The 25,326-nt window shown below is 67.4% G+C and carries 37 protein-coding genes; 1 reads left to right on the top strand and 36 read right to left on the bottom strand.

Going from position 1 to position 25,326, the window contains the following annotated elements; all coding sequences use genetic code 11:
- Positions 1–130: 130 nt before the first annotated feature.
- The 32 genes from rpsK to F8R89_RS21015 all read right to left on the bottom strand — a co-directional run bounded on the left by rpsK (position 131) and on the right by F8R89_RS21015 (position 19,973).
- Entirely contained in the window at positions 131–535 is a 405-nt protein-coding gene (gene rpsK / locus F8R89_RS21175) for a 30S ribosomal protein S11 (protein ID WP_003956432.1), read from the bottom strand.
- 64 nt (positions 536–599) lie between these two features.
- A complete protein-coding gene (gene rpsM, locus F8R89_RS21170; protein WP_004984507.1) occupies positions 600–980 on the bottom strand; it encodes a 30S ribosomal protein S13 in 381 nt (126 codons plus the stop codon).
- Positions 981–1,173: 193 nt separating this feature from the next.
- On the bottom strand, positions 1,174–1,287 hold the full coding sequence (gene rpmJ / locus F8R89_RS21165; protein ID WP_003974245.1) for a 50S ribosomal protein L36: 114 nt from the start codon (positions 1,285–1,287) through the stop codon (positions 1,174–1,176).
- Between the two features lie 59 nt (positions 1,288–1,346).
- A complete protein-coding gene (infA, locus tag F8R89_RS21160; protein WP_003948620.1) occupies positions 1,347–1,568 on the bottom strand; it encodes a translation initiation factor IF-1 in 222 nt (73 codons plus the stop codon).
- A 140-nt stretch (positions 1,569–1,708) separates the two neighbouring features.
- Entirely contained in the window at positions 1,709–2,545 is an 837-nt protein-coding gene (map, locus tag F8R89_RS21155) for a type I methionyl aminopeptidase (protein WP_151785409.1), read from the bottom strand.
- Positions 2,546–2,677: 132 nt separating this feature from the next.
- Positions 2,678–3,340, bottom strand: coding sequence for an adenylate kinase (locus tag F8R89_RS21150; protein WP_151785408.1), 663 nt, complete (start codon positions 3,338–3,340; stop codon positions 2,678–2,680).
- The gene (secY, locus tag F8R89_RS21145; protein ID WP_151785407.1) at positions 3,340–4,653 is read right to left on the bottom strand and encodes a preprotein translocase subunit SecY; all 1,314 of its coding nucleotides are present in this window, start codon (positions 4,651–4,653) and stop codon (positions 3,340–3,342) included. The genes F8R89_RS21150 and secY overlap by 1 nt, the downstream gene beginning before the upstream one ends.
- Before the next feature lie 244 nt (positions 4,654–4,897).
- Complete coding sequence (gene rplO, locus F8R89_RS21140) at positions 4,898–5,353, bottom strand: 50S ribosomal protein L15 (protein ID WP_062664033.1); 456 nt, start codon at positions 5,351–5,353, stop codon at positions 4,898–4,900.
- Positions 5,354–5,355: 2 nt separating this feature from the next.
- Positions 5,356–5,538 carry a 50S ribosomal protein L30 gene (gene rpmD / locus F8R89_RS21135; protein WP_003974250.1) on the bottom strand — a complete coding sequence of 61 codons (183 nt, stop codon included), beginning with the start codon at positions 5,536–5,538 and terminating at the stop codon, positions 5,356–5,358.
- Between the two features lie 2 nt (positions 5,539–5,540).
- Positions 5,541–6,146, bottom strand: a complete 606-nt coding sequence (gene rpsE / locus F8R89_RS21130) for a 30S ribosomal protein S5 (protein WP_009190144.1) — start codon at positions 6,144–6,146, stop codon at positions 5,541–5,543.
- Between the two features lie 39 nt (positions 6,147–6,185).
- Positions 6,186–6,569, bottom strand: a complete 384-nt coding sequence (gene rplR / locus F8R89_RS21125) for a 50S ribosomal protein L18 (protein WP_007494754.1) — start codon at positions 6,567–6,569, stop codon at positions 6,186–6,188.
- Positions 6,570–6,572: 3 nt separating this feature from the next.
- Positions 6,573–7,112, bottom strand: a complete 540-nt coding sequence (rplF, locus tag F8R89_RS21120; RefSeq protein WP_062664035.1) for a 50S ribosomal protein L6 — start codon at positions 7,110–7,112, stop codon at positions 6,573–6,575.
- 24 nt (positions 7,113–7,136) lie between these two features.
- Positions 7,137–7,535, bottom strand: coding sequence for a 30S ribosomal protein S8 (rpsH, locus tag F8R89_RS21115; RefSeq protein ID WP_053759511.1), 399 nt, complete (start codon positions 7,533–7,535; stop codon positions 7,137–7,139).
- A 213-nt stretch (positions 7,536–7,748) separates the two neighbouring features.
- Positions 7,749–7,934, bottom strand: coding sequence for a type Z 30S ribosomal protein S14 (locus F8R89_RS21105; RefSeq protein ID WP_003948630.1), 186 nt, complete (start codon positions 7,932–7,934; stop codon positions 7,749–7,751).
- Positions 7,935–7,939: 5 nt separating this feature from the next.
- Positions 7,940–8,497 (bottom strand): 50S ribosomal protein L5, encoded by a 558-nt coding sequence (rplE, locus tag F8R89_RS21100; RefSeq protein WP_053661885.1) that lies wholly within the window; start codon positions 8,495–8,497, stop codon positions 7,940–7,942.
- Positions 8,497–8,820 (bottom strand): 50S ribosomal protein L24, encoded by a 324-nt coding sequence (rplX, locus tag F8R89_RS21095; protein WP_093546083.1) that lies wholly within the window; start codon positions 8,818–8,820, stop codon positions 8,497–8,499. Before rplX ends, rplE begins: the two co-directional genes overlap by 1 nt.
- Positions 8,821–8,822: 2 nt before the next feature.
- Positions 8,823–9,191 (bottom strand): 50S ribosomal protein L14, encoded by a 369-nt coding sequence (gene rplN / locus F8R89_RS21090; RefSeq protein WP_003998823.1) that lies wholly within the window; start codon positions 9,189–9,191, stop codon positions 8,823–8,825.
- Positions 9,192–9,289: 98 nt separating this feature from the next.
- A complete protein-coding gene (gene rpsQ / locus F8R89_RS21085) occupies positions 9,290–9,574 on the bottom strand; it encodes a 30S ribosomal protein S17 (RefSeq protein WP_039656223.1) in 285 nt (94 codons plus the stop codon).
- On the bottom strand, positions 9,571–9,795 hold the full coding sequence (gene rpmC / locus F8R89_RS21080) for a 50S ribosomal protein L29 (RefSeq protein ID WP_007494763.1): 225 nt from the start codon (positions 9,793–9,795) through the stop codon (positions 9,571–9,573). The genes rpsQ and rpmC overlap by 4 nt, the downstream gene beginning before the upstream one ends.
- A complete protein-coding gene (gene rplP, locus F8R89_RS21075; protein ID WP_009190136.1) occupies positions 9,795–10,214 on the bottom strand; it encodes a 50S ribosomal protein L16 in 420 nt (139 codons plus the stop codon). The genes rpmC and rplP overlap by 1 nt, the downstream gene beginning before the upstream one ends.
- A 5-nt stretch (positions 10,215–10,219) precedes the next feature.
- A complete protein-coding gene (rpsC, locus tag F8R89_RS21070) occupies positions 10,220–11,041 on the bottom strand; it encodes a 30S ribosomal protein S3 (RefSeq protein WP_015658463.1) in 822 nt (273 codons plus the stop codon).
- Positions 11,041–11,388 carry a 50S ribosomal protein L22 gene (rplV, locus tag F8R89_RS21065; protein ID WP_003998827.1) on the bottom strand — a complete coding sequence of 116 codons (348 nt, stop codon included), beginning with the start codon at positions 11,386–11,388 and terminating at the stop codon, positions 11,041–11,043. The genes rpsC and rplV overlap by 1 nt, the downstream gene beginning before the upstream one ends.
- A gap of 43 nt (positions 11,389–11,431) precedes the next feature.
- A complete protein-coding gene (rpsS, locus tag F8R89_RS21060) occupies positions 11,432–11,713 on the bottom strand; it encodes a 30S ribosomal protein S19 (RefSeq protein ID WP_019753092.1) in 282 nt (93 codons plus the stop codon).
- 12 nt (positions 11,714–11,725) lie between these two features.
- Positions 11,726–12,562, bottom strand: a complete 837-nt coding sequence (rplB, locus tag F8R89_RS21055) for a 50S ribosomal protein L2 (RefSeq protein WP_055622537.1) — start codon at positions 12,560–12,562, stop codon at positions 11,726–11,728.
- A 38-nt stretch (positions 12,563–12,600) separates the two neighbouring features.
- The gene (rplW, locus tag F8R89_RS21050; protein ID WP_062664037.1) at positions 12,601–13,020 is read right to left on the bottom strand and encodes a 50S ribosomal protein L23; all 420 of its coding nucleotides are present in this window, start codon (positions 13,018–13,020) and stop codon (positions 12,601–12,603) included.
- Positions 13,020–13,676, bottom strand: coding sequence for a 50S ribosomal protein L4 (gene rplD / locus F8R89_RS21045; protein WP_151785406.1), 657 nt, complete (start codon positions 13,674–13,676; stop codon positions 13,020–13,022). Before rplD ends, rplW begins: the two co-directional genes overlap by 1 nt.
- An 8-nt stretch (positions 13,677–13,684) precedes the next feature.
- A complete protein-coding gene (gene rplC, locus F8R89_RS21040; protein WP_055622540.1) occupies positions 13,685–14,329 on the bottom strand; it encodes a 50S ribosomal protein L3 in 645 nt (214 codons plus the stop codon).
- A gap of 17 nt (positions 14,330–14,346) precedes the next feature.
- Positions 14,347–14,655 (bottom strand): 30S ribosomal protein S10, encoded by a 309-nt coding sequence (rpsJ, locus tag F8R89_RS21035; RefSeq protein ID WP_003948644.1) that lies wholly within the window; start codon positions 14,653–14,655, stop codon positions 14,347–14,349.
- Positions 14,656–15,099: 444 nt separating this feature from the next.
- Positions 15,100–16,458 (bottom strand): NADP-specific glutamate dehydrogenase, encoded by a 1,359-nt coding sequence (gene gdhA / locus F8R89_RS21030; protein ID WP_151788226.1) that lies wholly within the window; start codon positions 16,456–16,458, stop codon positions 15,100–15,102.
- A gap of 282 nt (positions 16,459–16,740) precedes the next feature.
- Positions 16,741–17,922: an endo-1,4-beta-xylanase gene (locus tag F8R89_RS21025; protein WP_151785405.1), complete on the bottom strand. Its 1,182-nt coding sequence runs from the start codon at positions 17,920–17,922 to the stop codon at positions 16,741–16,743.
- A 133-nt stretch (positions 17,923–18,055) separates the two neighbouring features.
- A complete protein-coding gene (locus F8R89_RS21020) occupies positions 18,056–18,934 on the bottom strand; it encodes an LLM class flavin-dependent oxidoreductase (RefSeq protein WP_151785404.1) in 879 nt (292 codons plus the stop codon).
- 19 nt (positions 18,935–18,953) lie between these two features.
- Positions 18,954–19,973, bottom strand: coding sequence for an aldo/keto reductase (locus F8R89_RS21015; RefSeq protein ID WP_151785403.1), 1,020 nt, complete (start codon positions 19,971–19,973; stop codon positions 18,954–18,956).
- Positions 19,974–20,126: 153 nt separating this feature from the next.
- Between F8R89_RS21015 and F8R89_RS21010 the strand changes: the two genes are divergently transcribed.
- Complete coding sequence (locus tag F8R89_RS21010; RefSeq protein WP_151785402.1) at positions 20,127–20,717, top strand: TetR/AcrR family transcriptional regulator; 591 nt, start codon at positions 20,127–20,129, stop codon at positions 20,715–20,717.
- 109 nt (positions 20,718–20,826) lie between these two features.
- On the opposite strand, the gene tuf is transcribed toward F8R89_RS21010, so the two are convergent.
- The 4 genes from tuf to rpsL form a co-directional block, all read right to left on the bottom strand.
- On the bottom strand, positions 20,827–22,020 hold the full coding sequence (gene tuf / locus F8R89_RS21005; protein ID WP_055622545.1) for an elongation factor Tu: 1,194 nt from the start codon (positions 22,018–22,020) through the stop codon (positions 20,827–20,829).
- A 155-nt stretch (positions 22,021–22,175) separates the two neighbouring features.
- Positions 22,176–24,302 carry an elongation factor G gene (gene fusA, locus F8R89_RS21000; RefSeq protein ID WP_062664051.1) on the bottom strand — a complete coding sequence of 709 codons (2,127 nt, stop codon included), beginning with the start codon at positions 24,300–24,302 and terminating at the stop codon, positions 22,176–22,178.
- A gap of 39 nt (positions 24,303–24,341) precedes the next feature.
- The gene (rpsG, locus tag F8R89_RS20995; RefSeq protein WP_003992340.1) at positions 24,342–24,812 is read right to left on the bottom strand and encodes a 30S ribosomal protein S7; all 471 of its coding nucleotides are present in this window, start codon (positions 24,810–24,812) and stop codon (positions 24,342–24,344) included.
- Between the two features lie 2 nt (positions 24,813–24,814).
- Positions 24,815–25,186 (bottom strand): 30S ribosomal protein S12, encoded by a 372-nt coding sequence (gene rpsL, locus F8R89_RS20990; RefSeq protein ID WP_003948652.1) that lies wholly within the window; start codon positions 25,184–25,186, stop codon positions 24,815–24,817.
- Positions 25,187–25,326 lie beyond the last annotated feature (140 nt).

Here is a 25,326-nt window from a genome sequence, read left to right as displayed (position 1 = left end):
GGACGCCCGCTATTTGACGCCCGACGGAAACCGCCCCCGGCAAGAGGGACGGGTACTGCAAGGGTACGGGCGATACGGCCCTTGCAGAGCCGTACCGCCCGAAACCAAGCCTGCGTGAAGCAGCCGTACGTCAGACGCGGCGGCGCTTCGGCGGACGGCAGCCGTTGTGCGGGGTCGGGGTGACGTCCTGGATGGAGCCGACCTCGAGGCCCGTGGCCTGCAGGGAGCGGATCGCGGTCTCACGGCCGGAACCCGGGCCCTTGACGAACACGTCGACCTTGCGCATGCCGTGCTCCTGGGCGCGGCGGGCAGCCGACTCGGCGGCCATCTGCGCGGCGAACGGCGTGGACTTCCGGGAGCCCTTGAAGCCGACGTGGCCGGCGGAGGCCCAGGAGATCACGTTGCCCGACGGGTCCGTGATGGAGACGATCGTGTTGTTGAACGTGCTCTTGATGTGCGCGTGGCCGTGAGCGACGTTCTTCTTTTCCTTGCGGCGCACCTTCTTGGCAGCGCCCTGACGACCCTTGGGGGGCATCTATTACTCCTACGGGAGGTGGTCGGTCCTACAGCGAAGACCGCTGGACGGTGTCCGCTGCGGACTACTTCTTGCCCGGCTTCTTCTTGCCGGCGATGGCGCGACGCGGGCCCTTGCGGGTACGCGCGTTGGTGCTGGTGCGCTGACCGCGGACGGGCAGACCGCGACGGTGACGCAGACCCTGGTAGGTACCGATCTCGACCTTGCGGCGGATGTCGGCCTGGATCTCGCGACGGAGGTCACCCTCGGTCTTGATGTTGTTGTCGACGTACTCGCGGATCGCGACGAGCTGCTCCTCGGAGAGGTCGCGAACGCGGGTGTTCGGGTCGACGCCGGTGGCGGCCAGCGTCTGCTGCGAAAGGGTCCGGCCGATGCCGAACACGTAGGTGAGGGCGATCTCCACGCGCTTTTCGCGCGGGATGTCAACACCGGAAACGCGTGCCATTCAATGGCTCCTGGTGGTTGTCGGAGGTCTTCCGCAGAACCGGTTCCCAGCCGCCGTACCAGGTACGAACTGGGTCCCCGGCCTCCGAACCGGGGGTGTCCGGCGATGACTTCGCCGGGGCTCTGCGTATGAACAATTCAGCTCGCGTCGCGCGAATCTCTGCGATAGCGGTGCAGAGGGGTGTGGTCGTGCTTCAGCCCTGGCGCTGCTTGTGGCGCGGGTTGTCGCAGATGACCATGACCCGACCGTGACGGCGGATCACCCTGCACTTGTCGCAGATCTTCTTGACGCTCGGCTTGACCTTCATGGGGTGAGGTTCTCCGGGTCAGTGCCAACGCCCCGGAGGAACCGGGGCCCGGGCAAGATCTACTTGTAGCGGTAGACGATCCGGCCACGCGTCAGGTCGTACGGAGACAGCTCCACCACGACCCGGTCGTCAGGGAGGATGCGGATGTAGTGCATACGCATCTTGCCGCTGATGTGTGCCAGGACCTGGTGGCCGTTCTGGAGCTCGACCTTGAACATGGCGTTCGGAAGAGACTCGACGACAGTGCCCTCGATCTCGATGGCACCTTGCTTCTTGGCCACGCTTCGCCCTTCGAATCGACTACCTTGATCGACTTTTGCGAGCGCATGCGGACATGCGGGTACACAAGAGCCGACGAGTCAGTCTACGTCAGGGCACCCGGAAACACGAATCGGGGAAGTCTGCCCCACAAGGGAGATCCTTACGCAAGCGGATCGGGAGCCGCCGTGACGCCCAGCTCCGCCAGCTTGGCCCTGCCGCCGTCGGGGGCCGTGAGGACCAGCGGCCCCTGTTCGGTCAGGGCGACCGAGTGCTCCCAGTGGGAGGACCAGGTGCCGTCCGTCGTGATGACGGTCCAGTCGTCCTCGAGGACCTCGGTCTTCGGGGTGCCCAGGGAGACCATCGGCTCGATGGCCAGGCAGAAGCCGGGGACCAGCTTGGGGCCCTTGCCGCGCCGGCGCTCCACGTAGTTCAGCAGGTGCGGGTCCATGTGCATCTCGGTGCCGATGCCGTGACCGCCGTAGTCCTCGATGATCCCGTAGCGGCCGCCGCCCGGCTTGGGCTGGCGACGGATGTACGTCTCGATGGCACGGGAGATGTCCACGAGGCGGTTGCCCTGCTTCATCGCCGCGATGCCGGCCCACATCGACTCCTCGGTCACCCGGGACAGCTCCACCAGCTCGGGGGCGTGCCCGGAACCGACGAACGCCGTGTAGGCGGCGTCACCGTGCCAGCCGTCGATGATGGCGCCGCAGTCGATGGAGATGATGTCGCCGTCCTTGAGGACGACGTTCTCCGAGGGGATGCCGTGGACGACGACGTCGTTCACGGACGTGCAGATCGTCGCCGGGAAGCCGCCGTAGCCCAGGAAGTTCGACTTGGCGCCGTGCTCGGCGAGCACCTTGCGCGCGACCTCGTCCAGATCCTTGGTGCTGGCCCCGGGCACCGCGGCCTCCCGGGTGGCCGCGTGGATGGCGGCGACGACCAGCCCCGCCTCGCGCATCTTGGCGATCTGCTCGGGGTTCTTGATCTGCACCATGGCGGCGGGGCCTTTCTCGGACCGGACTGTGGGACTTTTCTCAACCATAAGGGCGGAGCCACACCCCGCCCCACGCAGCAGCCGCGGCCCCCTGAGCGGGAACCGCGGCTTCGCCGTACGAGCTGGTGACTGCTACCGGGCGTCCACGTCACGCTTCAGCGCCTGCATGGCGCGAGCCGTGACGTCCTCGACCTTGCCGAGGGCGGAGATGGTCACGACCAGCCCCTGCGCCTTGTAGTAGTCGATGATCGGCTCGGTCTGCGTGTGGTAGACCTCGAGCCGCTTGCGGACGGTCTCCTCGGAGTCGTCGTCGCGCTGGTACAGCTCGCCGCCGCAGACGTCGCAGACGCCTTCCTTCTTCGGCGGGCTGTACGTGACGTGGAAGACGTGGCTGGAGTCCTTGCGGCAGATCCGCCGCCCGGCGATCCGCTTGACGACCTCGTCCTCGGGGACCTCGAGATCCAGCACCGCGTCGAGCTTCATGCCCTCGGAGCGGAGCATCTCATCGAGCGCCTCGGCCTGCGACACGTTGCGCGGGAAGCCGTCGAGCAGGAAGCCGTTCTCGGCGTCCGGCTGCTCCATGCGGGCCTTGGCCATCCCGATGGTGACCTCGTCCGGCACCAGTTCGCCCGCGTCCATGTAGGACTTCGCGAGCTTGCCGAGGTCCGTCTGCTGGCTGATGTTGGCGCGGAACAGGTCGCCCGTGGAGATGTGCGGGATCGACAGGTTCTTGGCCAGGAACGCGGCCTGCGTTCCCTTCCCGGCGCCCGGCGGCCCGACGAGGACGATTCGCATCAGCGGAGGAACCCTTCGTAATTGCGCTGCTGGAGCTGGCTCTCGATCTGCTTCACCGTCTCGAGACCGACACCCACGATGATCAGGATGCTGGTCCCGCCGAACGGGAAGTTCTGGTTTGCCCCAAAACCTGCCAACGCCAGTGTCGGCACGAGAGCGATCAGACCCAAGTACAGCGAGCCCGGCCACGTGATCCGGTTGAGTACGTACGACAGGTACTCAGCGGTCGGTCGGCCAGCCCGGATGCCCGGGATGAAGCCACCATACTTCTTCATGTTGTCCGCGACTTCCTCGGGGTTGAACGAGATGGCCACGTAGAAGAACGCGAAGAAGACGATCAGCAGGAAGTACAGCGCGACGTGGATCGGGGCCGAGGTCGAGGCCAGGTTCTGCTGGATCCAGGCGGCCCATCCGGCGGTCGAACCGGAGAACTGCACGATCAGGGCCGGGATGTAGAGCAGCGACGACGCGAAGATGACGGGGATCACGCCCGCCTGGTTCACCTTGAGCGGGATGTACGTCGAGGTGCCGCCGTAGGAACGGCGGCCGATCATGCGCTTGGCGTACTGCACGGGCACCCGGCGCTGGGCCTGCTCGACGAAGACCACCAGGCCGACCATGACGAGGCCGACGAGGATCACCGTGCCGAACTCGATCCAGCCGTCCGCCAGGTCGCCCTGCTGCTTGATGGCCCACAGCGCGGCCGGGAAGGTCGCGGCGATCGAGATGAACATCAGGATCGACATGCCGTTGCCGATGCCGCGGTCGGTGATGAGCTCACCGAGCCACATGACGACGGCCGTACCGGCGGTCATGGTGATGACCATCGTGATGGTCGTGAAGATGGAGCGGTCCGGGACGATCTGGCCGGCGACGGCGCACTGCGGGAACAGCGAGCCGCTGCGGGCCGTGGCGACCAGGCCGGTGCCCTGGAGGATGGCGAGCGCGACCGTCAGGTAACGGGTGTACTGCGTGATCTTCGCGGTACCCGACTGGCCCTCCTTCTTCAGGGCCTCGAGACGCGGGATCACGACGGTCAGCAGCTGCAGGATGATGCTCGCCGTGATGTACGGCATGATGCCGAGCGCGAAGATCGTGATCTGCAGCAGCGCGCCACCGCTGAACATGTTGACCAGGCCGAAGATGCCCTGGTTCGTGCTCGCCTGGTCGATACAGACCTGAACGGCCCGGTAGTCGACGCCGGGGATCGGGATGTGGGTACCGATCCGGTAGATCACGATGATGCCGAGCGTGAAGAACAGCTTCTTGCGCAGGTCGGGCGTCTTGAACGCCCGGGCGAACGCGGTGAGCACGGTGCCTCCTGCGACCCCCGCGCAACTGCGTCAAGGGTGACGGTCTGAGGTTCGACTGATAGGGAACGACTTAGCTAACGGCCAACTGCCGCTCAGAGTGCCCCATGGGAGCACTCGGGGAAAGTGGGCAGTGCAGGCCACCTTACCGGCGAGACCGCCCCCCTAGGAACGACCAACCGGGGATACCCCATTTGTGGGGTATCCCCGGTCGGGATCGCTCAAGTCATCGAGACGCCTGATGTACTCAGACGAGCTCGGTGACGCTGCCGCCGGCGGCGGTGATCTTCTCCTTGGCGGAGCCGGAGACGGCGTCGACCGTCACCTGCAGCGCCACGGAGATCTCGCCCTGGCCGAGGACCTTGACGAGGCTGTTCTTGCGAACAGCGCCCTTCTCGACCAGATCGGCGACCGTGACCTCGCCGCCCTCGGGGTAGAGGGAGGCGAGCTTGTCCAGGTTGACGACCTGGTACTCGGTCTTGAACGGGTTCTTGAAGCCCTTCAGCTTCGGGAGACGCATGTGGAGGGGCATCTGGCCACCCTCGAAGCGCTCCGGAACCTGGTAACGGGCCTTCGTGCCCTTGGTACCACGACCGGCCGTCTTACCCTTCGACGCCTCACCACGACCGACACGGGTCTTCGCGGTCTTGGCGCCCGGGGCGGGACGGAGGTTGTGGATCTTGAGCGGGTTCTGCTCCGCCATGATCAGTCGACCTCCTCGACCGTCACGAGGTGGCGGACGGTGTGCACCATGCCGCGGAACTCGGGACGATCCTCCTTGACGACCTGCGTGTTGATGCCCTTGAGACCAAGGGAGCGCAGGGTGTCACGGTGGTTCTGCTTGCTGCCGATGTAGGACTTGACCTGCGTAATCTTCAGCTGCGCCATGATTACGCACCCGCCCCGGCACGCGCACGGAGAAGAGCCGCGGGGGCGACGTCCTCGAGCGGCAGACCACGGCGGGCCGCGATCTCCTCGGGACGCTGCAGGCCCTTCAGGGCCTCCACGGTCGCGTGCACGATGTTGATGGCGTTGTCGGAGCCGAGCGACTTCGACAGCACGTCGTGGATACCGGCGCACTCGAGCACGGCACGCACCGGACCACCGGCGATAACACCGGTACCGGGCGACGCGGGCTTGAGCAGCACGACGCCGGCAGCCTTCTCACCCTGGATGGGGTGCGGGATGGTGCCCTGGATACGGGGGACCTTGAAGAAGTGCTTCTTGGCCTCCTCAACACCCTTGGCGATGGCGGCCGGCACCTCCTTGGCCTTGCCGTAACCGACACCCACGGTGCCGTCACCGTCGCCCACCACGACCAGCGCGGTGAAGCTGAAGCGACGACCACCCTTCACAACCTTGGCGACGCGGTTGATCGCGACGACGCGCTCAACGTACGCGGTCTTCTCGGCGGCAGCTGCGCCGCCGTCACGGCCCTTCCGGTCCCGCCGCTCGCCGCCACCGGCACCGCCACCGCGGCGCTGGGGTCCAGCCATTGGATTTACCTCTCTCTGTTTCCGCTAGCTACGGCAGGCTCAGAACTTGAGCCCGGCTTCGCGGGCGGCGTCCGCCAGGGCGGCGATGCGCCCGGCGTACTGGTTGCCACCACGGTCGAACACGACAGCCTCGACACCGGCGGCCTTGGCACGCTCGGCGACCAGGGCGCCGACCTGCTTGGCCTGCGCGGACTTGTCGCCCTCGCCACCGCGGATCGAGGTGTCCAGGGTGGACGCGGACGCCAGGGTGTGACCCTTGATGTCGTCGATCACCTGGGCCACGATGTGGCGGTTCGAGCGGGTAACGACCAGACGCGGACGCTCCGCCGTTCCGTTGATGTGCTTACGGATCCGGATGTGGCGGCGCTTGATCGCGGCGCGCTTGTAGGCGTCGCCCTTGAGGATCTTCTGTCCGTATGCCATGGCTTACTTACCCGCCTTTCCGACCTTGCGGCGGATGACTTCGCCCTCGTACTTGACGCCCTTGGCCTTGTACGGGTCGGGCTTGCGCAGCTTGCGGATGTTGGCCGCGACCTCGCCGACCTTCTGCTTGTCGATGCCCTCGACCGAGAAACGCGTGGGCGCCTCGACCTTGAAGGTGATGCCTTCGGGGGCCTCGACAGTGATCGGGTGGCTGTAACCGAGGGCGAACTCGAGGTTCGAACCCTTGGCGGTCACGCGGTAACCGACACCGCTGATCTCGAGCTTCTTCACGTAACCCTGGGTCACGCCGGTGATCATGTTCGCCACCAGCGTGCGGGACAGGCCGTGGAGGGCCTTGTTCTGACGCTCGTCGTTCGGGCGGGTCACCGACAGGGTGCCGTCTTCGCCCTTGGCGACCTCGATCGGCGCCGAGACGGTGTGGGTCAGCTCGCCCTTGGGGCCCTTGACCTTGACCGTACGGCCGTCGATGGTGACGTCCACGCCGGCGGGAACCGCGATGGGGAGCTTGCCGATGCGCGACATAGCTGTTTCCTCCGTTCCCTTCTGCTACCAGACGTAGGCGAGGACTTCCCCACCCACGCCCTTCTTGCCGGCCTGCTTGTCGGTGAGGAGACCGTGGGACGTGGAGATGATGGCCACGCCCAGGCCGCCGAGCACCTTCGGCAGGTTGGTGGACTTCGCGTACACCCGGAGACCGGGCTTGGAGATCCGCTTGATGCCCGCGATGGAGCGCTCACGGTTCGGGCCGAACTTCAGCTCGAGAACGAGGCTCTTGCCGACCTCGGCGTCCTCGACCTTCCAGCCCGTGATGAAGCCCTCCTGCTGGAGGATCTCCGCGATGTGCGACTTGATCTTCGAGTGCGGCATCGCCACGGTGTCGTGGTACGCCGAGTTCGCGTTCCGCAGACGCGTAAGCATGTCTGCGATCGGATCAGTCATGGTCATGAATTGGCCTTCGGCCTCTCTCGCCGGGGTTTCCTGGTGCGCCATCCCTCTCCCCGATCCGAGACGGGACGGGTGCGGCGCGGTGGACCTACGGCGTAGTAAGTCGTAAGGGCGGCAGCAGGCGCCCAACCCCACAAGCCTAAGGCATGCGGGCTGGGCGTCCTGCCGCCCTGTCTGCTTACCGAGAGCCTTGGTTATCCCTGAAAGCGGGGATTACCAGGAGCTCTTGGTCACGCCCGGCAGCTCGCCACGGTGAGCCATCTCACGAAGGCACACGCGGCACAGGCCGAACTTGCGGTACACGGAGTGCGGACGGCCGCAGCGCTGGCAGCGGGTGTAGCCACGCACACCGAACTTGGGCTTGCGAGCAGCCTTAGCGATCAGAGCCTTCTTCGCCATCTCGCTCACGCCTCCTTGAAGGGGAAGCCGAGGTGACGAAGGAGCGCGCGGCCCTCAGCGTCGTTGGTCGCCGTGGTGACCACGGTGATGTCCATACCCCGGACGCGGTCGATCTTGTCCTGGTCGATCTCGTGGAACATGACCTGCTCCGTGAGACCGAAGGTGTAGTTGCCACGGCCGTCGAACTGCTTGGGGGACAGGCCGCGGAAGTCGCGGATGCGCGGGAGCGCGAGCGACAGGGTGCGGTCCAGGAACTCCCACATGCGGTCGCCACGGAGCGTGACGTGGGCACCGATCGGCTGGCCCTCACGCAGCTTGAACTGCGCGATGGACTTGCGGGCCTTGGTGACGGCCGGCTTCTGACCGGTGATGGTGGTCAGGTCGCGGATCGCGCCCTCGATCAGCTTCGAGTCACGGGCGGCGTCACCGACACCCATGTTGACCACGATCTTCACGAGGCCGGGGACCTGCATGACGTTCTCGTACTTGAACTCGTCACGCAGCTTGCCCGCGATCTCCTCGCGGTACTTCGTCTTGAGACGCGGGGTCGTGGTGGTAGCCATCAGATGTCCTCACCCGTCCGCTTGGCAACGCGGATCTTGTTGCCCTCGTCGTCGAAGCGGTAACCGACACGCGTGACGACCTTCTTGCCGTCCTTCTCCACGACCAGCTGGACGTTGGAGACGTGGATCGGGGCCTCGGTGGTCACGATGCCGCCGGCCTGGGAACCGCTGGCGGTCGGGCCGGCCTTGGTGTGCTTCTTGACCCGGTTGACACCCTCGACCAGGACGCGGTCCTCGCGGGGGAAGGCCGCGATGACCTTGCCCTGCTTGCCCTTGTCCTTACCGGTGATGACCTGGACCAGGTCGCCCTTCTTGATCTTCATGCTTACAGCACCTCCGGCGCGAGCGAGATGATCTTCATGAACTTCTTCTCGCGCAGCTCACGGCCGACGGGGCCGAAGATACGGGTGCCGCGAGGGTCGCCGTCGTTCTTCAGAATGACGGCGGCGTTCTCGTCGAAGCGGATGTACGAGCCGTCCGGACGGCGGCGCTCCTTGACGGTGCGAACGATGACCGCCTTGACGACGTCACCCTTCTTCACGTTGCCACCGGGGATCGCGTCCTTGACGGTGGCGACGATGACGTCACCGATGCCCGCGTAGCGGCGACCGGAGCCACCGAGCACACGGATGCAAAGGATCTCCTTCGCACCAGTGTTGTCGGCGACACGCAGTCGCGACTCCTGCTGGATCACGTCTATCTCCTGTTTGTCTGCCGGTTCCCCGGGGGCCGTTCAGGAACGGCCCCCGGAGCCTGGCGGAACTGTCCTGCGAGGAATGCCCCGCAGGAGATTTACTTGGCCTTCTCGAGGATCTCGACGACGCGCCAGCGCTTCGTCGCGGACAGCGGCCGGGTCTCCATGAGGAGGACGCGGTCGCCGACACCCGCGGCGTTCTGCTCGTCGTGCGCCTTGAGCTTGTTGGTACGGCGGATGACCTTGCCGTACAGCGCGTGCTTGACGCGGTCCTCGACGGCGACGACGACGGTCTTGTCCATCTTGTCGCTGACGACCAGACCCTCACGGGTCTTGCGGAAACCGCGAGCTTCCTTGTTCTCAGTCACGTTGCTCTCGCTCATGCGTTCTCCACCGTTTCGATGCCCAGCTCACGCTCGCGCATCAGGGTGTAGATCCGCGCGATGTCCTTGCGGACGGCCTTCAGCCGACCGTGGTTCTCGAGCTGACCCGTGGCCGCCTGGAAGCGGAGGTTGAACAGCTCTTCCTTGGCCTCGCGGAGCTTCGCCAGAAGCTCCTCGTTGCCCAGCTCGCGCAGCTCGGACGCCTTGGTACCGGCCGACATCACGCTTCACCTGCCTCGCGCTTGACGATCCGGCACTTCATCGGCAGCTTGTGGGCTGCGCGAGTCAGGGCCTCACGGGCGATCTTCTCGTTGGGGTACGACAGCTCGAACATGACGCGTCCGGGCTTGACGTTGGCGATCCACCACTCCGGCGAACCCTTACCGGAACCCATGCGGGTCTCGGCCGGCTTCTTGGTGAGGGGACGGTCCGGGTAGATGTTGATCCAGACCTTGCCGCCACGCTTGATGTGGCGGGTCATCGCGATACGGGCCGCCTCGATCTGGCGGTTCGTCACGTAGGCCGGGGTCAGCGCCTGGATGCCGTACTCGCCGAACGCAACCTGCGTTCCACCCTTGGACATACCGTTGCGCTTCGGGTGGTGCTGCTTGCGGTGCTTGACCCTACGGGGGATCAGCATGACGGTCAGGCCTCCGTTCCGGTGCTCTCAGCCGGAGCAGCGGCGGGAGCCTCGGCCTTGGGGGCCTCGGAACCGGCAGCCTGCTGCGGCTTACGACCGCGCCGCTCGCCACCGCGGCCACCACGGGCCGGGCGGTCGGCACCGCCGCGCGCCGGGCGGTTACCCGCACGGGCAGCGGCGTTCTCGGCGCGGACCTCGGCGATGTTCTTGACGTCGCCCTTGTAGATCCAGACCTTCACGCCGATGCGGCCGAAGGTCGTCTTGGCCTCGAAGAAGCCGTAGTCCACGTTCGCGCGGAGCGTGTGCAGGGGCACGCGGCCCTCGCGGTAGAACTCCGAGCGGGACATCTCGGCGCCACCGAGGCGGCCACCGCACTGGATCTTGATGCCCTTGGCGCCCGCCTTCATCGCCGACTGCATGCTCTTGCGCATGGCACGGCGGAAGGAGACGCGGGAGGAGAGCTGCTCGGCGACGGCCTGGGCCACCAGCTGAGCGTCCGTCTCCGGGTTCTTGACCTCGAGGATGTTCAGCTGGACCTGCTTGCCGGTCAGCTTCTCCAGGTCACCGCGGATACGGTCCGCCTCGGCGCCGCGGCGGCCGATGACGATGCCCGGGCGAGCGGTGTGGATGTCCACACGGACGCGGTCACGGGTGCGCTCGATCTCCACCTTCGAGATGCCGGCGCGCTCCATGCCGGACGTCATCATCCGACGGATGGCGACGTCTTCCTTGACGTAGTCCTTGTACAGCTTGTCGGCGTACCACCGGGACTTGAAGTCCGTGGTGACACCGAGCCGGAACCCATGCGGGTTAACCTTCTGGCCCATTACCGGGTTCCTTCCTTGCTGGCGACGACCACGGTGATGTGGCTGGTCCGCTTGCGGATCCGGTAGGCACGGCCCTGGGCGCGCGGCCGGAACCGCTTCAGGGTCGGGCCCTCGTCGACGTACGCCTCGCTGATGAACAGCGAGGAGGCGTCCGTGTGGTCGTAGTTGTGCGCGGCGTTGGCGATGGCGCTGTCGAGCACCTTGCCGACCGGCACGGAGGCTGCCTGCGGAGCGAATCGCAGAACAGCCTGGGCCTCCGTGGCGTCCATGCCACGGATGAGGTCCACCACGCGGCGGGCCTTCATGGGCGTGACGCGGATGTACCGCGCCTGGGCCCTGGCTTCCATGGTTGTCCCTTCAGTTTCTTACGTGTCTGAATGCGATCCGCTACTAGCGGCGCTTCGACTTCCGGTCGTCCTTGACGTGGCCCCGGAAGGTGCGCGTCGGCGAGAACTCGCCGAGCTTGTGGCCGACCATCGACTCGGTGACGAACACCGGGATGTGGGTCTTGCCGTTGTGCACCGCGAGCGTGTGGCCGAGCATGGCCGGCACGATCATGGAGCGACGGGACCAGGTCTTGATGACGTTCTTGGTGCCGGCTTCGTTCTGGGCTTCCACCTTCTTGATCAGGTGGTCGTCGACGAAGGGCCCCTTCTTGAGACTGCGCGGCATCTAAACCCGCTCCTAGCGCTTCTTGTTCGTCTTGCGGCGGCGGACGATGTACTTGTTGCTCGCCTTCTTGGGAGCACGAGTACGACCTTCCTTCTGACCCCACGGGGAGACCGGGTGGCGACCACCGGAGGTCTTGCCCTCACCACCACCGTGCGGGTGGTCAACCGGGTTCATCGCCACACCGCGGACGGTCGGGCGGACGCCCAGCCAGCGCTTGCGGCCGGCCTTGCCCCAGTTGATGTTGCTCTGCTCGGCGTTGCCGACCTCGCCGACGGTGGCGCGGCAGCGCACGTCGACCAGGCGGATCTCACCGGACGGCATGCGGAGGTGGGCCATCTGGCCCTCCTTCGCGAGCAGCTGCACGGAGGCACCGGCGGAGCGGGCGAACTTGGCGCCGCCACCGGGACGGAGCTCGATCGCGTGGATCGTGGTACCGACCGGGATGTTGCGGAGCGCCAGGTTGTTGCCCGGCTTGATGTCGGCCCCGGGACCGTTCTCGACGCGGTCACCCTGCTGCAGGTTGCGCGGGGCGAGGATGTAGCGCTTCTCGCCGTCGGCGTAGTGCAGCAGCGCGATGCGCGCGGTGCGGTTGGGGTCGTACTCGATGTGCGCGACCTTCGCCGGCACGCCGTCCTTGTCGTGACGACGGAAGTCGATCACGCGGTAGGCGCGCTTGTGTCCGCCACCCTGGTGGCGAACGGTCACACGACCGGCGTTGTTACGGCCGCCCTTGCTGTGCAGGGGGCGGACCAGCGACTTCTCCGGCGTGGACCGCGTGACCTCGACGAAGTCGGCGACGCTGGAGCCACGACGGCCCGGCGTAGTCGGCTTGTACTTGCGGATTCCCATTTCTCAGTCCTCGTCCGATATCGGACGATCCGACCCGCTTACGCGGTCGGACCGCCGAAGATGTCGATACGGTCGCCCTCGGCGAGGGTCACGATCGCGCGCTTGGTGGCGGCACGCTGGCCGAACCCGGTGCGGGTCCGCTTGCGCTTGCCGGCGCGGTTGATCGTGTTGACCCCAGTGACCTTGACGTCGAAGACCGCCTGGACGGCCTGCTTGATCTGGGTCTTGTTGGCGTTCGGGTCGACGATGAACGTGTACTTGTTCTCGTCGAGGAGCGCGTAGCTCTTCTCCGACACGACCGGCTTCAGCAGCACGTCACGGGGGTCCGTGTACGCCTTGCTGACCGGGGTGACGACGGTGTTCTTGCCCTCGGCGGCGTGGCGGCGCGCCTTGGCGACGCGAGCGGCCTTGGCCTTCTTCGCGGCCTTGGAGGCAATAGCGGGGTGACGGATAGCCATCAGGCCTCGCTCCCTTCGGTGTCATCGGCCTTCGGGCCCGACACGAAGGACTCGAACGCGGCCTGGGTGAAGACCACGTCGTCCGAGACGAGAACGTCGTACGTGTTCAGCTGGCCCGGCTCCAGGATGTGGACCTGGGGCAGGTTGCGGGCGGAGAGCCACGCGGCCTCGTCGGCGCGCTCGACGACCAGGAGCAGGTTCTTGCGCTCCGAGATCTTGCCGAACAGGCTCTTCGCGGCCTTCGTGGACGGGTTGTCGCCCTCGATCACGCCGGAGACGACGTGGATGCGGTTGTTGCGGGCCCGGTCGGTGAGGGCGTGGCGCAGGGCCGCGGCCTTCATCTTCTTCGGGGTCCGCTGCGAGTAGTCACGCGGCACGGGACCGTGCACGACGCCACCACCGGCGAACTGCGGCGCGCGGGTCGAACCCTGACGGGCGCGACCGGTGCCCTTCTGGCGGTACGGCTTCTTGCCGCCACCACGGACCTCGCCACGGGTCTTGGTCTTGTGCGTGCCCTGACGGGCAGCGGCCAGCTGGGCGACGACGACCTGGTGGAGCAGCGGAACGCTGATCTTCTCTACGCCGAAGATCTCCGCGGGGAGCTCGACGGAACCGGCCTTGTCGCCAGCAGGCGAAAGGATGTCAACAGTGCTCATCGGTTACCTCAGGCCCCCTTGGCCGCGGTGCGGACCAGGACGAGGCCGCCGTTCGGACCGGGAACCGCGCCCTTGATGAGCAGCAGACCCTTCTCCGCGTCAACGGCGTGGACGGTCAGGTTCTGGGTGGTGACCCGCTCGTTGCCCATGCGACCCGCCATGCGGAGGCCCTTGAACACACGGCCCGGGGTGGCGCAGCCACCGATGGAACCGGGCGAGCGGTGCTTGCGCTGGGTGCCGTGACCGGCGCCGAGGCCCTTGAAGTTGTGACGCTTCATGACACCGGCGAAGCCCTTGCCCTTGCTCTTGCCGGTGACGTCGACCTTCACGCCGGCCTCGAAGACCTCGGCCGTGACTTCCTGGCCGAGCGTGTACTCGGAGGCGTCAGCGGTGCGGATCTCGACGAGGTGGCGACGGGGAGTGACGTCGGCCTTGGCGAAGTGGCCCTTGAGGGGCTTGTTCACCTTGCGCGGGTCGATCTCGCCGAAGGCGATCTGGACCGACTCGTAGCCGTCGACGTCGTTCGTACGGACCTGGGTGACGACGTTGGGGCCCGCCTTGACGACGGTGACCGGGACGACGCGGTTGTTCGCGTCCCACACCTGCGTCATGCCGAGCTTCTCGCCCAGGATGCCCTTGATCTGCTTAGCCATCGTTCAGATCACCGGCCTCAGAGCTTGATCTCGATGTCGACACCGGCCGGGAGGTCGAGTCGCATCAGAGAGTCAACGGTCTTGGGGGTCGGGTCGAGGATGTCGATCAGGCGCTTGTGCGTGCGCATCTCGAAGTGCTCGCGCGAGTCCTTGTACTTGTGCGGCGACTTGATGACGCAGTACACGTTCTTCTCAGTGGGCAGCGGCACCGGGCCCGCGACCGACGCACCAGTGCGAGTCACCGTCTCGACGATCTTCTTCGCCGAAGAGTCGATGACCTCGTGGTCGTAGGCCTTGAGCCGGATGCGGATCTTCTGTCCCGCCATGGCTACTCAGTAGTCCTGTCTCTCATACGCTCTGGAACCCGGTGTTCCCTTGACCTCCTCCGACCCACGCGGTCGGGCGTGTCGCGCTCCCGCTGACACAGATGTCCCTTGTTCGAACATCCCTGCGTGGGGAACACGGCCCTTCCGGAACCGCAAGCCGGGAGCTAGGAGGCCCACCGGGTGCCTGGTCGGTGCCGCGCCGACACTTCCCGGAAGATTCCCGTACGTCCGCCCCAGCGCTGCCTTTCGGCAGTTAGGGCGACGAGTACTGTGGGACTCGCTTCCGGTCCTCCCGGCGGGAGGCGCGCAGCATCAACACTCGACCGAGCAACCCCGCTAGTCTGCCATACGGGGCAGGGGCCTGGCCAATCGAGCCGGAGAGAATACCCCGAGCGTGACGCAGGTCAAACCCTGGGCCGCCGTGCGCGCGCCTCCCCCGGTACGTCAGATGACGCCCTGGGCCAGCATCGCGTCCGCCACCCGCTCGAAGCCGGCGATGTTGGCGCCGGTCACGTAGTCGCCCGGGGCGCCGTAGCGCTCGGCCGTCTCGGCGCAGGTGGTGTGGATGTCGCTCATGATGCGGGCCAGCTCGCGCTCGACCTGGTCGGCCTTCCACGAGGTGCGCGAGGCGTTCTGCGTCATCTCCAGCGCGCTGACCGCGACCCCGCCGGCGTTGGCCGCCTTGCCGGGCCCGAAGGCGACCCCGGCCCGCTGGAACAGCTGCACGGCCTCGGGCGTGGTGGGCATGTTCGCGCCCTCGGAGACCGCCTTGACGCCGTTGCGGATCAGGGCGTCGGCGTCCACGGCGTTCAGCTCGTTCTGCGTGGCCGACGGCAGGGCGACGTCCGCCGGGACGTCCCAGACCCGGCCGTCCGGCACGAACCGCGCGGAGGCGCCCCGGCGTTCGGCGTACGCGCTCACCCGGCCCCGCTCGACCTCCTTGATCTGGCGCAGCAACTCCAGGTCGATGCCCTTCTCGTCGACGACGTAGCCGCTGGAGTCGGAGCAGGTGACCGGGTTGGCGCCGAGGGCGGTCAGCTTCTGGATGGTGTAGATGGCCACGTTGCCGGAGCCGGAGACGACCGCGGTCTGCCCCTCCAGGTCCTCGCCGCGGGAGCGCAGCATGGCCTCGGTGAAGAGCACGTTGCCGTACCCGGTGGCCTCCGGGCGGATCAGCGAGCCGCCCCAGCCGGCGCTCTTGCCGGTGAGGACGCCGCCCTCCCAGCGGTTGGTGATGCGCCGGTACTGGCCGAACAGGTAGCCGATCTCCCGGCCGCCGACGCCGATGTCACCGGCGGGGATGTCGGTGTACTCGCCGATGTGCCGGTACAGCTCGCTCATGAAGGACTGGCAGAAGCGCATGACCTCGGCGTCGCTGCGGCCCTGCGGGTCGAAGTCGCTGCCGCCCTTGCCGCCGCCGATGCCGAGCCCGGTGAGCGCGTTCTTGAAGATCTGCTCGAAGCCCAGGAACTTGATGATGCCGAGGTTCACCGAGGGGTGGAAGCGCAGACCGCCCTTGTACGGGCCGAGGGCGCTGTTGAACTCGACGCGGAAGCCGCGGTTCACGTGGACGCGGCCCTGGTCGTCCTGCCACGGGACCCGGAACATGATCTGCCGCTCCGGCTCGACGAGCCGCTCCACGAGCCCCGGCTCGGCGTACTCGGGCCGCGCGGCGAGCACGGGGGCGAGCGTCTCCAGGACCTCTCGGGCGGCCTGGTGGAACTCGGGCTCCGCGGGGTTGCGGCGCTCCACCTCGGCGCGCAGACGGTCGAGGGAGGTCTTGGGGTCGGGTCGGGAGGACACGGGGGTCACGGGGCAGGTCCCTTTCTGGCACGGCTTCACCGGTACGGCACCGGTGGGGGCGCTCGGCGCCGTTGCCGCGCGCGGGACGTCGGCGGCCGCGTTCGTACGCCGGTTTCGTATACGAAGGGTCGCGCAACCCTTCCAGTGTTACTCCTGCGTTACGCGGATACCAAGGGGCGGGCCCGAATGTCCGCTATCTGGACAACGTGTACGGACTGTGGACATGGAACCGCCCCGGGCCGGTGTCGGACGACCGGGCCGGGGCGGTGGTTCGGGGACGCCTCAGTGCGTCGGGGGCCTGGGCCCCTTCGGGCCGCCCTTCCCGCAGTCGTGCTCGCGGGCGTCCTTCAGCGTGTCGCGCAGCGCGTAGTACGCCGGCTTGCGGCCGAAGCCGTCCGTCATGACGGTCGCGAAGCCCTCGCCCTGGAAGAACACCGGGACCCACGAGTACTTGTCGGTGAAGCCCCAGATGGTGAACGAGTTGCAGCCGTCGACCTCCAGGCACGCCTGAAGCATCCGCTGGTAGTACTCCGCCTGCCGCTTCTCCTGGGCCGCGGTCGGGCGCGAGCCCTCCGGGACGTCCATGCGGACGTCCAGCTCGGTGACCGCCGTCTCCAGGCCGAGCGCGTCGAAGCGGCGCAGGTTGTCGGCGAGGTCGCCGGGGAAGCCGTAGCGCGTGCTCAGGTGGCCCTGCACGGAGAAGCCGTGCACCGGCACCCGCTGGGCGCGCAGATCCTTCACCAGCGCGTAGTACGCGTCGCTCTTCGCGTTGACGCTCTCGACGTTGTAGTCGTTGAGGAACAGCTTCGCCTTCGGGTCGGCCTGGTGCGCCCAGCGGAACGCGTCCGCGACGATTCCCGGACCGAGCTCACGGATCCAGATGTTCTCCTGCGTCCGCAGGTTGCCCTGGTCGTCGAAGATCTCGTTCGCCACGTCCCACTGCTGGATCCTCCCCTTGTACCGGCCGACCACCTTGGTGATGTGCTCGTGCAGGAGGGAGCGCAGCTCCGCCTTGGTGAAGTCGCCGTTCTCCAGCCACGCGGGGTTCTGGCTGTGCCACAACAGCGTGTGGCCGCGCACCACTTGGTGGTTCTTGCGGGCGAACTCGACGATCGCGTCCGCCTGCCCGAAGTCGTAGCGGTCGCGCTCGGGGTGGATGTAGTCCCACTTCATCTGGTTCTCGGGCGAGACGGAGCTGAACTCCCGCCCCAGGACCTTCCGGTACTCCTTGTCGTACGTGAAGGGGTCCGGGTAGTCCTGCTCCAGATGGTGACCGCCGCCGGCCACGGCCGAGCCGATCACGAAACCTTCGGGGGCGGCCGCGCGCAGCCGGTCGGGCGCCGCGTGGGCGTGCGGCGGCGCCTTGGGGCCGGCCTTGGGGGCGGCGGACGCCGAACCGCCCAGGAGCGGCAGGGCCAGTGCCGCGGTGGTGAGGGCCACGGTGGCGAAACGAAGGGGTCTCATGGGGCTTCCATTCCCGTCCTCGTTCTCGAATGTTTCGAAAACGCATCCGAAACATTAGGGGGTGGGGCGGACGGTATGGTCTGGCCGAGCGGCGCGTCAATACCCGTGCACGCGCCGGGTTTTCAGGCCCCTGTCATCCCGCCGACGGACGGATCACCTCCTCCGCCACCCACCGGGCGATGCCCGCGGGGAACGGCGCCGGCAGCCCGAGCACGACGTGCCGGAACCCCGCCTCCAGCGCCTCCCCCACGGCGTCCCGCACGGCGCCGGGCCGGCCGGTGTCGACCGGCAGGTGGATCGACCGGACGATCGACGCCGGGTCGCGGCCGATGTCGGCGCAGTACCGGTCCAGCAGGGCGCTGCGCCGCACCACGTCGTCGATGTCGCCGCCCGGCACGTTCCACACGTCGGCGTGGACCGCGGCCACCCGCAGCGTCGCCGACGACCGGCCGCCGACGAGGATCGGCGGATGCGGGCGCTGCACGGGCCTGGGGCGGGCGAAGGCCCCGGTCAGCCGGTGATGGGTGCCGTGGAAGTCGAACGGCTCGTCCGCGGTCCACAGCCGGCGGATCACCGTGCACGCCTCGGCGAGGCTCTCGACCGCCCGGGCCGGCTCCAGGAAGGGCAGACCGTGGGCCGGGTACTCGCGCCGGGCCTCCGGCGGGTGGGGCCGTGAGCCGACCCCGATGCCGAAGTCCAGCCGCCCGCCGGAGACGACGTCCACCGTCGTCGCGATCTTGGCGAGATGCGCGGGCGCCCGGAACCGGTTGCTGGTCACCATCACGCCGAGCCGGAGCCGCCGGGTCTGCGCCGCGAGGGCGGCGAGCAGCGTCCAGCCCTCGAAGACCGGACCCTGGGGGTCGCCGAAGATGGGCATGAGGTGGTCGAACAGCCAGGCGTGCTCGATCTCGGGGACCTCGTCCGCCTCGCGCCAGACGCGGACGAGGTCGTCGTAGCCGACCTGCGAGGGCGCGGTCATGATCCCGAAGCTGGGCCGGGGGATGCCGGACATCAGGTGCCGTCCGTCCCGGTCAGCGGCGGCGCAGGGACACGTCGAGCAGCGCGGGCGGCGTGTCGAACTTCTCCTGCGGGGCCAGGTCGGTGCCGGGGGCGACGATCTCGTCGATCGCGTCGAGGACGTCGGCGGAGAGCACGGTGTCGGCGGCGGCGAGCTGGGAGTGCAGATGCTCCAGCGTGCGGGGGCCGATGAGCGCGGCGGTCACGGCGGGGTGCGCGTTGACGAATCCCAGGGCCAGCTGGATCAGGGTGAGCCCGGCCTCGTCGGCGACCACGGCCAGCCGCTCGACGGCCTCGCTGCGGGCCTGGTTGGAGGGGATCGAGAGGTCGAAGCGCTCGGGCAGCACCTTCGAGCGGCTCGTGGTCACCTCCTGGCCCTTGCGGACCGCGCCGGACAGCCAGCCCGAGGCGAGCGGGCTCCACACCAGCACGCCGAGGCCGTACTCCTGGGTCACCGGGAGGACGTGCGACTCGATGCCGCGCTGGAGGATCGAGTAGCTGGGCTGCTCGGTGACGTACCGGCCCAGACGCAGCTCGCGGGCGGCCCACTGCGCCTGCACGATGCGGTAGGCGGGGAAGGTGGAGGAGCCGAAGTAGCGGATCTTCCCGGCGCGCTGGAGGTCGGTCAGGGCCGACAGGGTCTCCTCGTCGGTCGTCGTGGGGTCCCAGCGGTGGATCTGGAACAGGTCGACGTGGTCGACGCCGAGGCGGCGCAGGCTGTCGTCGAGGGCCTTGTAGAGCCAGCGGCGGGAGCTGCCACGGTGGTTGCGCTCCTCCCCGATCGGCATGGTGGCCTTGGTGGCCAGGACCAGGTCGTCGCGGCGACCCGCGATGGCCTTGCCGACCATCTCCTCGGACTCGCCCTCGCCGTAGAAGTCGGCGGTGTCGATGAGGTTGACGCCGGCCTCCAGGGCCGCGTCGACGATGGCGGTGGCCTCGTCCTGGGTGGTGCGCCCGATGGCGCCGAAGTTCATGGCGCCGAGCGCGAGCGTGCTGACCTGGACGCCGGTGCGGCCGAGCGTGCGGTACTGCATGGAAGTCTCCTACACTGGAAGCGGAACAACGTTCCGGTACGCCTCCCACGATACGGAACGTTGTTCCGCTTCCGCAAGCGCAGACGTACGACGGCTCCGTTCCGCCTGCGTGAGACCATGCGGGGACCCGGCGAGAGAGCGAGGAGCGACGCGGTGAGCGAGAGCGACCAGCGCGGCACGAGCGCGGCACCGTCCCGGCGGAAGGACGCCCGGCGCAACAAGGAGACGCTGCTCGACGCGGCCGCCGCGGTCTTCGTCACCGCGGGCGTGGACGCCCCGGTGCGGGACATCGCCGCCCGGGCCGGCGTCGGCACGGGCACCCTCTACCGGCACTTCCCGACCCGCGCGGACCTGATCATCGCCGTCTACCGGCACCAGGTGGACGCCTGCGCCGAGGCCGGCCCGGCCCTGCTCGCCGAGGGCCCGACCCCGCACGCGGCCCTGCGCCGCTGGATCGACCTGTTCGTGGACTTCCTGGTCACCAAGCACGGCCTCGCCGCCGTGCTGCGCTCCGACCAGTCCGGGTTCGCCGCCCTGCACGACTACTTCCTGGACCGTCTGGTGCCCGTCTGCGCCGACCTGCTGTCCGCCTCGGCCGCCGCCGGCGAGATCCGCGACGACATCACGGCGCTCACCCTGCTGCGCGGCGTCGGCAACCTGTGCATCGGCGCCGAGAACGACCCCGACTACGACGCCCGCGGGCTCGCCGCCGTCCTGGTCGACGGCCTGCGCCGCACCCCCTGACGAACCGCGCCCGGACGTGTCTCCGGGCATGCGAAAGGGCCCGCACGACCGAAGTCGTGCGGGCCCCTTCAGGTGCTCGCGCTGGAGCTACCAGGTCAGACCGACAAGATTACTTGTTGATCTTGGTGACCTGGCCGGCGCCGACCGTCCGGCCACCCTCACGGATGGCGAACTTCAGGCCCTCTTCCATGGCGACGGGCTGGATGAGCTCCACCTTCATCTCGGTGTTGTCACCCGGCATGACCATCTCGGTGCCCTCGGGGAGGGTCACGACGCCGGTCACGTCCGTCGTACGGAAGTAGAACTGCGGACGGTAGTTGTTGAAGAACGGCGTGTGGCGGCCACCCTCGTCCTTGGACAGGATGTAGGCCTGGGCCTCGAACTCGGTGTGCGGGGTGACCGAACCGGGCTTGATGATGACCTGGCCGCGCTCGACGTCCTCGCGCTTGATGCCGCGGAGCAGCAGACCGACGTTCTCACCGGCCTGGCCCTCGTCGAGCAGCTTGCGGAACATCTCGATGCCGGTGACCGTGGTGGTGGTCTTCTCCGGCTTGATGCCGATGATGTCGACGGTCTCGTTGACCTTGAGGACACCACGCTCGATACGGCCGGTGACGACCGTACCGCGACCGGTGATGGTGAAGACGTCCTCGATCGGCATCAGGAACGGCTTGTCGACGTCACGCTCGGGCTGCGGGATCGCCTCGTCGACGGCGGCCATCAGGTCTAGGACCGACTGGCCCCACTCCTTGTCGCCCTCGAGCGCCTTGAGCGCCGAGACCTTGACGACGGGAACGTCGTCGCCCGGGAACTCGTACTCGGAGAGGAGCTCACGCACCTCGAGCTCGACGAGCTCCAGGATCTCCTCGTCGTCCACCATGTCGGCCTTGTTCAGGGCGACGACGATGTACGGAACGCCGACCTGGCGGGCCAGGAGCACGTGCTCCTTGGTCTGCGGCATCGGGCCGTCGGTGGCGGCGACCACGAGGATGGCGCCGTCCATCTGCGCCGCACCCGTGATCATGTTCTTGATGTAGTCCGCGTGACCGGGGCAGTCGACGTGGGCGTAGTGACGGGTCTCCGTCTGGTACTCGACGTGCGCGATGGAGATGGTGATACCGCGCTGGCGCTCCTCGGGAGCCTTGTCGATCTGGTCGAAGGCCGAGGCCTCGTTCAGGTCCGGGTACGCGTCGTGCAGCACCTTGGTAATGGCGGCCGTGAGGGTCGTCTTACCGTGGTCGATGTGACCGATGGTGCCGATGTTGACGTGGGGCTTAGTCCGCTCGAACTTCGCCTTCGCCACGGGGTCCTCCTGTGGAGTGGTTCTGAACGCCTTGCTTCATCGGCGCCAGGTGATCTTTGCTGGAAAGCCCGGGCCCCGGGGCATTCCGCCCGCTGTTGCGGTGGAATGCCCCCTGAGGCTCCGGAGTCAAGCCTAAAGCGTGTGAACGCGGTGCGTTACTCGCCCTTGGCCTTCGCGATGATCTCCTCGGCGACGTTCCGCGGAACCTCGGCGTAGGAGTCGAACTGCATGGAGTAGCTGGCCCGGCCGGACGTCTTGCTGCGCAGGTCGCCGACGTAACCGAACATCTCCGAGAGGGGCACGAGGCCCTTCACGACGCGAGCACCCGCCCGCTCCTCCATGGCCTGGATCTGGCCACGGCGGGAGTTGATGTCACCGATGACCTCGCCCATGTAGTCCTCGGGCGTGGTGACCTCGACGGCCATCATCGGCTCGAGCAGCACGGGGCTGGCCTTGCGCGCGGCCTCCTTGAAGGCCTGCGAGCCGGCGATCTTGAACGCGAGCTCGGAGGAGTCGACCTCGTGGTAGCCACCGTCGATCAGCGTGACGCGCACGCCGGTCATCTCGTAGCCCGCGAGGATGCCGAACTGCATGGCCTCCTGCGCACCGGCGTCCACCGAAGGGATGTACTCCTTCGGGATACGGCCACCGGTGACCTTGTTCACGAACTCGTACGAGGCGTCGCCGCCCTCGATCGGCTCGATCGCGATCTGCACCTTCGCGAACTGGCCGGTACCACCAGTCTGCTTCTTGTGCGTGTAGTCGACGCGCTCGACGGCCTTGCGGATCGTCTCGCGGTAGGCGACCTGCGGCTTGCCGACGTTGGCCTCGACCTTGAACTCACGGCGCATACGGTCGACCAGCACCTCGAGGTGCAGCTCGCCCATACCGCCGATGATGGTCTGACCGGTCTCCTCGTCCGAGTGGACCTGGAAGGAGGGGTCCTCCTCCGCGAGACGCTGGATGGCGACACCCAGCTTCTCCTGGTCGCCCTTGGACTTGGGCTCGATCGCGACCTGGATGACCGGCGCCGGGAAGTCCATGGACTCCAGGATCACCGGCTGCTTGTCGTCGGACAGCGTCTCACCGGTGGTGGTCTGCTTCAGGCCCATGACGGCGACGATGTCGCCGGCGCCCACCGACTCGATCTCCTCACGCTTGTTCGCGTGCATGCGGTAGATCTTGCCGATGCGCTCCTTCTTGCCCTTGACGGAGTTCAGCACGGCGGTGCCGGACTCCAGGCGGCCCGAGTAGACCCGGACGAAGGTGAGCTTGCCGAGGTGCGGGTCGCTCATGATCTTGAACGCCAGCGCGGACAGCGGCTCGTCGTCGGACGGCTTGCGCTTGACGACCAGCTCGGGGTCCTTCACGTCGTGGCCCTCGATGGCCTCGACGTCGAGCGGGGTCGGCAGGTAGCGCACGACCGCGTCGAGCAGGGGCTGGACGCCCTTGTTCTTGAACGCGGTGCCACAGAACACCGGGGTGACCGTGGTGTCGCTGGACTTGCCGGACGCGATGGTGATGCGACGGATCGCGGCGTACAGCTGCTCCTCGGTGGGCTCCTGGCCCTCGAGGTACAGCTCCATGATCTCTTCGTCGTTCTCCGCGACGGCCTCGACCAGCTTGCCGCGCCACTCCTCGGCGGCCTCGGTGTGCGTGGCCGGGATGTCGACGACGTCGTACATCTCGCCCTTGGCGGCCTCGGCGGACCACACGAGCGCCTTCATGCGGACCAGGTCCACGACGCCCTTGAAGTCGGCCTCGGCGCCGATCGGGAGCTGCATGACGAGCGGCTGGGCGCCCAGGCGGTCCGAGATCATGTCCACGCAGCGGTGGAACTCGGCGCCGGTACGGTCCAGCTTGTTGACGAAGCAGATGCGCGGGACGCCGTAACGGTCGGCCTGACGCCACACCGTCTCGGACTGGGGCTCGACACCGGCGACACCGTCGAACACCGTCACGGCACCATCGAGCACACGCAGGGACCGCTCCACCTCGACGGTGAAGTCGACGTGCCCGGGGGTGTCGATGATGTTGATGGTGTAGTCGTTGTCTTCGAGCGGCCAGTGACAGGTGGTGGCAGCAGACGTGATCGTGATGCCACGCTCCTGCTCCTGCTCCATCCAGTCCATGGTGGCAGCGCCGTCGTGGACCTCACCGATCTTGTAGGACACACCGGTGTAGAACAGAATCCGCTCGGTGGTGGTCGTCTTGCCCGCGTCGATGTGGGCCATGATCCCGATGTTTCGGACCCTGGCCAGGTCAAGTGAAGTGGTAGCCATAAGGCTTCAGTCTTCTCTCGGTCTCGATGTGGGGAGCGACTACCAGCGGTAGTGCGCGAAGGCCTTGTTGGACTCGGCCATCTTGTGCGTGTCCTCGCGCTTCTTCACAGCGGCACCCAGGCCGTTGGAGGCGTCGAGGAGCTCGTTGAGCAGACGCTCGGTCATGGTCTTCTCGCGACGGGCGCGGGAGTAACCGACCAGCCAGCGCAGCGCGAGCGTGTTGGCGCGACCGGGCTTGACCTCGATCGGGACCTGGTACGTCGCACCACCGACACGGCGGGACTTGACCTCGAGGGTCGGCTTGATGTTCTCAAGAGCGCGCTTCAGCGTGATGATCGGGTCGTTGCCCGTCTTCTCACGCAGGCCCTCCATGGCGCCGTAGACGATGCGCTCGGCGGTGGAGCGCTTGCCGTTCAGCAGCACCTTGTTGATCAGGGAGGTCACCAGAGGAGAGCCGTAGACCGGGTCGATGATGACCGGGCGCTTCGGGGCGGGGCCCTTACGAGGCATTCTTACTTCTCCTTCTTGGCGCCGTAGCGGCTGCGGGCCTGCTTGCGGTTCTTGACACCCTGGGTGTCGAGGGAGCCGCGGATGATCTTGTAGCGAACACCCGGCAGGTCCTTCACACGGCCGCCGCGCACGAGCACGATGGAGTGCTCCTGCAGGTTGTGTCCCTCACCCGGAATGTAAGCGGTGACCTCGATCCCGCTGGTCAGACGCACACGCGCGACCTTACGCAGGGCCGAGTTCGGCTTCTTCGGGGTGGTCGTGAACACACGCGTGCAGACGCCACGACGCTGAGGGGAACCCTCGAGTGCGGGCGTCTTGTTCTTCTCGACCTTGTCCTGCCGGCCCTTGCGGACCAGCTGCTGGATCGTAGGCACTACTTCTCCGGTTTCTGTGTGCCGAATGGTGAAGCTAACCTGGAACGTCACCGACCCACGCGGTCGGGTGTGTCGAATCCGGCGGACTCCCGCCGCGAGGCGAAAAGAGCACAGATCACGGTGGCCGCTCACAGCTCGCT

Origin of the sequence: Streptomyces sp. SS1-1 (assembly GCF_008973465.1) — a bacterium.
Taxonomy (GTDB): Bacteria; Actinomycetota; Actinomycetes; order Streptomycetales; family Streptomycetaceae; genus Streptomyces.
Note: the sequence above shows the minus strand (reverse complement) of the source record. Positions and strands in the feature narration are given on the sequence as shown.